5 protein-coding genes and 2 pseudogenes are annotated in these 7533 nt (G+C 69.5%); 2 read left to right on the top strand and 5 right to left on the bottom strand.

The window, feature by feature from the left end; all coding sequences use genetic code 11:
* Positions 1–111: 111 nt before the first annotated feature.
* From JS756_RS34160 to JS756_RS34175, 4 genes are all read right to left on the bottom strand, one after another.
* Complete coding sequence (locus tag JS756_RS34160) at positions 112–741, bottom strand: MBL fold metallo-hydrolase (protein WP_205387163.1); 630 nt, start codon at positions 739–741, stop codon at positions 112–114.
* Positions 741–1826: an S-(hydroxymethyl)mycothiol dehydrogenase gene (locus JS756_RS34165; RefSeq protein WP_205387164.1), complete on the bottom strand. Its 1086-nt coding sequence runs from the start codon at positions 1824–1826 to the stop codon at positions 741–743. The genes JS756_RS34160 and JS756_RS34165 overlap by 1 nt, the downstream gene beginning before the upstream one ends.
* 390 nt (positions 1827–2216) lie before the next feature.
* On the bottom strand, positions 2217–3866 hold the full coding sequence (betA, locus tag JS756_RS34170; protein WP_205387165.1) for a choline dehydrogenase: 1650 nt from the start codon (positions 3864–3866) through the stop codon (positions 2217–2219).
* Entirely contained in the window at positions 3863–5356 is a 1494-nt protein-coding gene (locus JS756_RS34175; protein ID WP_205387166.1) for an aldehyde dehydrogenase family protein, read from the bottom strand. Before JS756_RS34175 ends, betA begins: the two co-directional genes overlap by 4 nt.
* Positions 5357–5497: 141 nt before the next feature.
* Here JS756_RS34175 and JS756_RS34180 point away from each other — a divergent pair, with 141 nt between their 5' ends.
* The gene (locus tag JS756_RS34180; RefSeq protein ID WP_205387167.1) at positions 5498–6097 is read left to right on the top strand and encodes a TetR/AcrR family transcriptional regulator; all 600 of its coding nucleotides are present in this window, start codon (positions 5498–5500) and stop codon (positions 6095–6097) included.
* A 404-nt stretch (positions 6098–6501) separates the two neighbouring features.
* On the opposite strand, the pseudogene JS756_RS34185 reads toward JS756_RS34180, so the two are convergent.
* A pseudogene (locus JS756_RS34185) lies at positions 6502–6761 on the bottom strand (IS481 family transposase); the annotation flags it as partial.
* Positions 6762–6911: 150 nt separating this feature from the next.
* On the opposite strand from JS756_RS34185, the pseudogene JS756_RS34190 reads away from it, so the two are divergent.
* Positions 6912–7172: pseudogene (locus JS756_RS34190) on the top strand (transposase); the annotation flags it as partial.
* Positions 7173–7533: the final 361 nt, after the last annotated feature.

Consider the following 7533-nt stretch of genomic DNA (forward strand, 5'->3'; position numbering starts at 1 on the left):
CACGAAGTTGCATCATGTGGAACTGAATCCATATAGAAAAACAGCAGCCCGCCACATCGGATCGCGATGGCCGCGAGCCGAGGGCGGGCGCGTGAGGATCACCGACAGGCGTCAGAAACCGCGGTCGATCCACTCCTGGAGGTGCGGGGCCTCGTCGGCGATGGTGGTCGTCCCCCCATGTCCGGTGTGCACGACGGTGTCTCCCGGCAGCATCAGCAGCCGGTCCCGGATCGACTCGACGATCGTCGGGAAGTGGCTGTACGACCTTCCCGTCGCCCCCGGCCCGCCGGCGAACAGCGTGTCGCCGCTGAAGAGCGCGGTCAGAGCCGGCACGTACAGGCAGACCGCGCCGGGGGCGTGGCCGGGCGTATGCAGCACGGTCATCTCGACGCCGGCCACGGAGAGGCCCTGGCCGTCGATCAGTTCGGCGTCCGGTGCCTTGTCCGGGTGGGTCTGCTTCCACAGCGGCAGGTCGTCCGGGTGAAGGAAGATCGGGGCACCCGTGCGCGCCGCCAGTTCGGGCGCGGCGTCGATGTGGTCGTTGTGTGCGTGTGTGCACACGACGGCCAGCAAGGTGCGCTCACCGACGGCCCGGGCGATCGCTTCGGCGTCATGCGCGGCGTCGACGACGATCGCCTCATTGTCGTCGCCGACGATCCACACGTTGTTGTCGACGTCCCAGGTACCGCCGTCCAGCGAGAACGTCCCCGAGGTGACGAGGTGTTCGATGCGAGCGGCCATCAGAGAACCACCACCGAGCGCAGCACGTCGCCGTGGTGCATCCGCTCGAAGGCCTTCTCGACCTCGTCCAACGCAATGGTCTCCGTGACGAAGGCGTCCAGGTCCAGCCGGCCCTGCAGATACAGATCGATGAGCATGGGGAAGTCCCTGCTCGGCAGACAGTCGCCGTACCAGGAGGACTTCAGCGCGCCACCGCGTCCGAAAACATCCAGCAGCGGCAGCTCGAGCTTCATCTCCGGGGTGGGCACACCGACCAGGACGACCGTGCCGGCAAGATCGCGGGCGTAGAAGGCCTGCTTGTACGTCTCCGGGCGGCCGACCGCCTCGATGACCACATCGGCGCCGAAGCCGCCGGTCAGCGCACCGATCGCCTCGACGGCGTCGACGTCCTTGGAGTTGACGGTGTGGGTCGCGCCCAGCTTCTTGGCCGTCTCCAGTTTGCGGTCGTCGATGTCCACCGCGATGACCTTCGCCGCGCCCGCCAGGCCCGCCCCGGCGATCGCCGCGGCCCCGACACCGCCGCAGCCGATGACGGCGACCGAGTCACCCCGTCCGACGTTCCCGGTGTTGATGGCCGCGCCGATGCCCGCCATCACCCCACACCCCAGCAGACCGGCGGCGGCCGCTGACGCGGCCCGGTCGACCTTCGTGCACTGCCCGGCCGCGACCAGCGTCTTCTCCGCGAACGCGCCGATACCCAGCGCCGGCGACAGCTCGGTGCCGTCCGTCAAGGTCATCTTCTGCTTGGCGTTGTGGGTGTCGAAGCAGTACCACGGTCGTCCACGCAGACAGGCCCGGCACTGGCCGCACACCGCGCGCCAGTTGAGGATGACGAAGTCTCCGGGAGCGACATCGGCGACGTCTTCCCCCACCGACTCCACGACCCCCGCGGCCTCGTGGCCGAGCAGGAACGGGAAGTCGTCGTTGATGCCGCCCTCGCGATAGTGCAGATCGGTGTGGCAGACCCCGCAGGCCTCGATCCTCACCAGTGCCTCACCCGGACCCGGGTCGGGCACGATGATCGTTTCCAGGCTGACGGGGGCGCCCTTGCCCCGCGCGACGACGGCACGGACCTGGTGCGTCATGGCCACTCCTCGGCTGATCGAGACCTGAACAAGCGTTGCTCATTGCGGCACGTATCTCATGTGCCGCAACACAGCATCCTGGAGTGCCGACCGAGGGTCAAGGATTCGACACCCACCGGGGTCGGCGCTCCGGCCGTGACGTCCGCGAGTCCGCGCCCGGGCACCGCGAGGATGTCGAGGACGGTGCAGCCGTCGTGTCGGGGGGGAGCAGCGCTTCGCCGCCCCACTCCCCCGACACGAGGCGGCGCCGAGTGCGCTCAGCGCGCGCCCTGGGCGCCGGGGCGGCACACCGCCCTCTCTCCGGCCGCCGCCGGAGAATGCTCCTGTCACCGGACGAGGCGAACCAGCCGGACGGGGCGGAGGAGCACCCCCGCTCCCGTCCCGGGCCGCTCACGAGCGGTGCCGGTGGAACTCCGTTGTCGCCGGAGCGAGGGGGGTGTTGCCGAGGATGAGGTCGGAGGCCTTCTCCGCGAGCATCATCACGGGTGCGTAGATGTTGCCGTTGGTGAGGTACGGCATGGCGGAGGCGTCGACGACGCGCAGTCCTTCGACACCGTGCACCTTCATCGACGTCGGATCCACGACGGACATGTCGTCGACGCCCATGCGCGCGGTACAGGAGGGGTGGTAGGCGGTCTCGGCGTCGCGCGCCACCCAGTCGAGGATCTCCCGGTCGGTCCGGACGTCCGGGCCGGGCGAGATCTCCCCGCCGTTGAAGTCGGCGAACGCCGGCTGGGCGAGGATCTCGCGGGCCACGTGGATCGCCTCGATCCACTCCTTGCGGTCGTTCGGGGTGGAGAGGTAGTTGAACCGCAGCGCCGGATGCTGCTTCGGGTCAGCCGACTTGATCTTCACGCTGCCCCGCACATCGGAGTACATGGGTCCGATGTGGACCTGGTAGCCGTGTTCGGCGTTGACGGGGGTTCCGTCGTAGCGCACGGCGATGGGAAGGAAGTGGAACATCAGGTTCGGGTAGTCGACGGTGTCGTTGCCCCGTGCGAACCCGCCCGCCTCGAAGTGGTTGGTCGCGGCGGGACCCTTGCGGCCGAAGATCCACTGCATGCCGATCTTGGGGCGGTTGTGCAGCTTCAGCGCCGGGTTGAACGAGATCGGCTGGGTGCAGGCGTGCTGCACGTACACCTCGAGGTGGTCCTGGAGGTTCGCGCCGACGCCCGGCAAGGCGTGCACCATGTCGATCCCGAGCGGGGTGAGGTCGTCGGGGTTGCCGATCCCGGAGAGCTGCAGGAGCTGAGGGGTGTTGATCGCGCCGCCGGAGAGGATGACCTCGCCGCCGTGGACCTGCCGGGCCGGGCCGCCCGGCCTGCGGTACTCGACGCCGACCGCTCGGGTGCCGTCGAAGAGGACCCGGTTCACATGGGCGAGGGTGCGCAGGGTGAGGTTGGGGCGCCTCTTGACCGGGTGGTAGTAGCCGCGCGCCGAGGACCAGCGGCGGCCGTCGCGGATGTTGCGGTCGAAGCGGGCGAACCCCTCCTGCTGGTAGCCGTTGACGTCGGAGGTCAGCGGATAGCCGGCCTGCTTGGCAGCGTCGAGGAAGGCACCGAAGAGCGGGTTGTCGGAGTCGCCGCGCTCGAGCCACAGCGGGCCGCCCTCGCCGCGCCACTCGTCCGCCCCTGCGGCGCAGTGCTCCATGCGCTTGAAGTAGGGCAGACAGTGCGCGTAGTCCCAGCTCTCCATGCCGGGATCGGAGGCCCAGCGCTCCAGGTCCAGAGGGTTGCCGCGCTGGAAGATCATGCCGTTGATCGAGCTCGACCCGCCGAGCACCTTGCCCCGGCCGTGGTAGACACGGCGTCCGCCCATGTGGGGCTCGGGCTCCGATTCGTACTTCCAGTCGTAGAAGCGGTTGCCGATCACCATCGTCAGCGCGGCGGGCATGTGGATGAAGATGTCCCAGATCCAGTCGGGACGGCCCGCTTCGAGGAGGAGGACCTTGTTCGACGGATCCGAGGAGAGCCGGTTGGCCAGCACGCATCCGGCCGAGCCCCCGCCGACGATGATGTAGTCGTAGCGCTCGCTGCTCACTGGTCTCCTCCTGCTGCAGGCCCGGCGAACCAGCGCATGGGCTCCGGCCTGATGTTGTGGTAGATGTGCTTGGTCTCGCGGTACTCGTCCAGCCCGGACGGTCCGAGTTCGCGGCCGATGCCGGACTTGCCGAAACCGCCCCACTCCGCCTGCGGGAGGTAGGGGTGGTAGTCGTTGATCCACACGGTGCCGTGCCGCATCGCGGCCGCGACCCGCTGGGCGAGCGAGACGTCGCCGGTCCACACCGCTCCGGCCAGACCGTACTCGGTGTCGTTGGCCAGCCGGACGGCCTCGTCCTCGTCCTTGAACCGCTCGACGGTGAGGACCGGGCCGAAGACCTCTTCGCGGACGATCGTCAGGCTCGCGTCGCAGTCGGCGAATACGGTGGGGCGCAGGAAGTAGCCCTCCTGCAGCTCGGGTTCGTGCGGCCGGTGGCCGCCGGCGACCAGGCGGGCACCTTCGGCGAGCGCCTGTGCGATGTACCGCTCGACCTTGTCCCGGTGCTCGGCGGAGACCAGCGGGCCGCACTCGGTGGCCTCGTCGAGCCCGCTGCCGAGCCGGATGGCGTCGGCGCGGCGGGCCAGTTCGGCGACGAACGCGTCATGGATGGTGTCCTGCACGATCAGCCGTGACCCGGCCGAGCACACCTGCCCGGAGTGGAAGAACGCCGCGGACAGGGCGTAGTCGACAGCGGTGTCGAAGTCGGCGTCGGCGAAGACGACGTTCGGGTTGTTGCCGCCGAGTTCGAGGGCGACCCGCTTCACGCCGACCGCGGCCGCCGCCATGATCTTCTGTCCGGTCGCCAGGCCACCGGTGAAGGAGACGAGGTCGACGCCCGGGTGGGAGACCATGGCGGAGCCGACCGTCGGCCCGCCGCCGAGCACCAGGTTGACCACGCCGGCGGGCAGCCCGGCCTCTTCGAGGAGCTTCACCAGGTGGAGCGTGGCGAGCGGGGTGACCTCGCTCGGTTTGACGACCGCGGTGTTGCCCGCGGCGAGGGCGGGCGCGAGCTTCCAGGACATCTGGAGCAGCGGGTAGTTCCACGGGGCGATGAGCGCGCACACACCGACCGGTTCGTGGACGACACGGCTGATCGCATGGGGATTGCCGGTGTCGACCACGCGGCCCGCGTCGGTGTCGGCGAGGTTGGCGTAATAGCGGAAGACCGCCACGATGTCGTCGACGTCGGTGCGCCCCTCGGCAAGGGTCTTGCCGGTGTCCAGGCTCTCGGTCCTGGCGAGCTCCTCGCGGTCGCGGACGAGCAGGTCGCTCAGCTTCCGCAGCAGCTCACCGCGCTCGCGCGCGGAGGTCGCACGCCACGGCCCGGCGTCGAACGCCTTGCGTGCCGCGGTCACGGCGGCGTCGACGTCCGCCGGGTCGGCTTCGGTGACGGTGGCCAGCTCACTGGCGTCGTAGGGGTTGAGCACGGCCCGGCCCGGTCGGGCCCCCGCCGAGGCAACCCACTGTCCGTCGATGAACAGGTCCTTCATCCAGTGGATTCCTTCGCATCGAGGGTGCAGGGGAGGTTTGAATGCGTACAACCGTACACAAGATGTGTACGGTAGTCCACATCGATGACGCGATACGGTTGACTCGTGCATCAGACGAGGTCAGAGGGGAAGTCCGCGATCATGGCAACCAGCCAGCCCGGCACGAAGCGGAGGCAGCGGGGACCGACCGACCCCGACCGGCGCGACCGCATCGCACGGGCGGCCATCACCGTCGTCACCGAGCAGGGCATCGACGCGCTCACCCACCGCAAGGTCGCGGCGGCCGCCGGGGTACCGCTCGGCTCCACGACCTACCACTTCAGAACACTGGACGACCTGGTCTCCGCCGCCCTCGCCGAGGCAGCCGCCCGCAGTGTCGCCGCCCTGCGTGCCTGGGCCGAGGCGCTGCCGCCGGACGCCGACCTCGCAACCGAACTGGCCGACTTCGTGGTCCGCTCGGTCGGCGAGAAACGCCAGGACACCATGGCCGAGAACAACCTCTACGCCCTCGCGCTGATCCGCCCTCACCTGCGCCAGGCCGCCGTCAACTGGGACAACGCCGTGGCCGAGGTACTGGGCGAACTCACCGACCCGCTGACCGGCCGGATGGCGGGCGCCCTGCTGTGCGGCCTGCTCATACAGGCGGTCCTCACCAGCGAGCCCCCCGCCCGCGCGGACATCGAAGCCCTGATCTCACGCGCGCTGCACGGCGGAACAGCCCACGACGCTCCCCGTCACTGAGCGTCTCGCCCTGCCTCACGGGCACGTGCGGGCAGGTGCTCCGGGCGTGGAACGAGCGCCACGGCTGCGCTGCTTCCTGAACTGGCGTCATCGACTCGGCTCGGAGGGTGGGTCCCCGCCACGCCGGCAGTCTTCACCGCCGCGGCCTGTTCCACGGGACTGCTGCATGACAGGGTGACAGGGCGCCTCCCGCGCCCGGGCCGCAGGAGGCCCGGGGGGAGCTGGCCCGGCTGCGGGCGGAGAACGCCCGACTGCTTGGCGGTCGAGCACGGGACGAAGCCACACTCCCCGCTCGTCACCGTTGGCCGGCGGCACGGCAGTCCCCAGTTCCAGCCGGTCCGCGACCGAATCCGGTCACCCCGAACCGGATCTGGCCGACCTCGCGCGAAGCCGGACAGGGTCCGTTCGCCGGGTCGGGCGCGTTCGCAGCAGCGTACGACCCGGCCGGAGGCCCGGTCCAGGTGCGCGAGGCGGACCGGGCCGAATCGGGTGAGCACACGGTGCACGGTGGAGGGCACCAAGCGGAGCAGGCCCGCGATGCGGGCCGGTCCCCAGCGGCGCAGGAGCCGGACCTCGATGATCCGGCGCTCGGTGCGGGTCGGGGTCCGGCGCGGACTGCGGTGGGGCGGGAGGAGTGGTCGCGCATCCCGGCCTCGCCGAACTCCACACCGAACCCGGAAGGCCCTCACACGTTCAAGACCCCTCAGCCGAGATCTGGATCACCCGTCCACAACCTCGCGGGACAGAACACCTAGGGCCTGGCGAGTCCACTGAGTCCTGGGCCGACCTGTTGCGCGATTGCCGCCGACGCGGCATGTCCGACCCCGAGCTGATGATCAGCGATGGTGCCATGGGCCTGTGGCGAGCGCTCGCCGAGGTGTTTCCGGCCGCACGGCCGCAAAGGTGCCGGGTTCATCAATCCCGCAACGTCACCAACTGCCTGCCCAAGTCCGTGCAGCCCGGCGCGACGAGGGCAATGCAGGAGATCTACAACGCCGAGTCCCGCGCCCACGCAGAGAAGGCGATCCAGGCGTTCGCGAAGACCTCCGGCGCGAAGCTCCCGAAGGCCGTCGCGAAGATCACCGAGGACCAGGGCGAACTGCTCGCGTTCTACGAACTCCCCGCCGAACACCGGATTCCCCACCGAGCTGCGGCTGGCCCCAAGAGCCGACACAGCGGACTCACCCTCTACCAGATCCTCGACGCCCTCCAGGACCTGCTGAACTGCTGGAACGGCATCTGCACCACCTGCAGCCAGCCCCTGCCCGGCAGGACCACACCAAGATCAAGACAGACCTGGCGGAGTCGTACTAGTAGATTGTTGCGGCTAAGTATTGTTCTGGTTGGTGGAGTTGAGGGTCGGGCAGGCTCCCCTTGTCGTTTCCGTTCGGCCGGGCAGGGGTGTCGTGTCCTCGCAGAAGAAGTATCCGGTTGCG

This window comes from Streptomyces actuosus (assembly GCF_016921115.1).
GTDB classification, from domain to species: Bacteria; Actinomycetota; Actinomycetes; order Streptomycetales; family Streptomycetaceae; genus Streptomyces; species Streptomyces actuosus_A.

Bases quoted from the DNA above. Each gene is read 5' to 3' on its own strand.
- JS756_RS34175 (WP_205387166.1), bottom strand. From the start codon at position 5,356: ATGAAGGACCTGTTCATCGACGGACAGTGGGTTGCCTCGGCGGGGGCC.
- JS756_RS34160 (WP_205387163.1), bottom strand. From the start codon at position 741: ATGGCCGCTCGCATCGAACACCTCGTCACCTCGGGGACGTTCTCGCTG.
- JS756_RS34165 (WP_205387164.1), bottom strand. From the start codon at position 1,826: ATGACGCACCAGGTCCGTGCCGTCGTCGCGCGGGGCAAGGGCGCCCCC.
- JS756_RS34180 (WP_205387167.1), top strand. From the start codon at position 5,498: ATGGCAACCAGCCAGCCCGGCACGAAGCGGAGGCAGCGGGGACCGACC.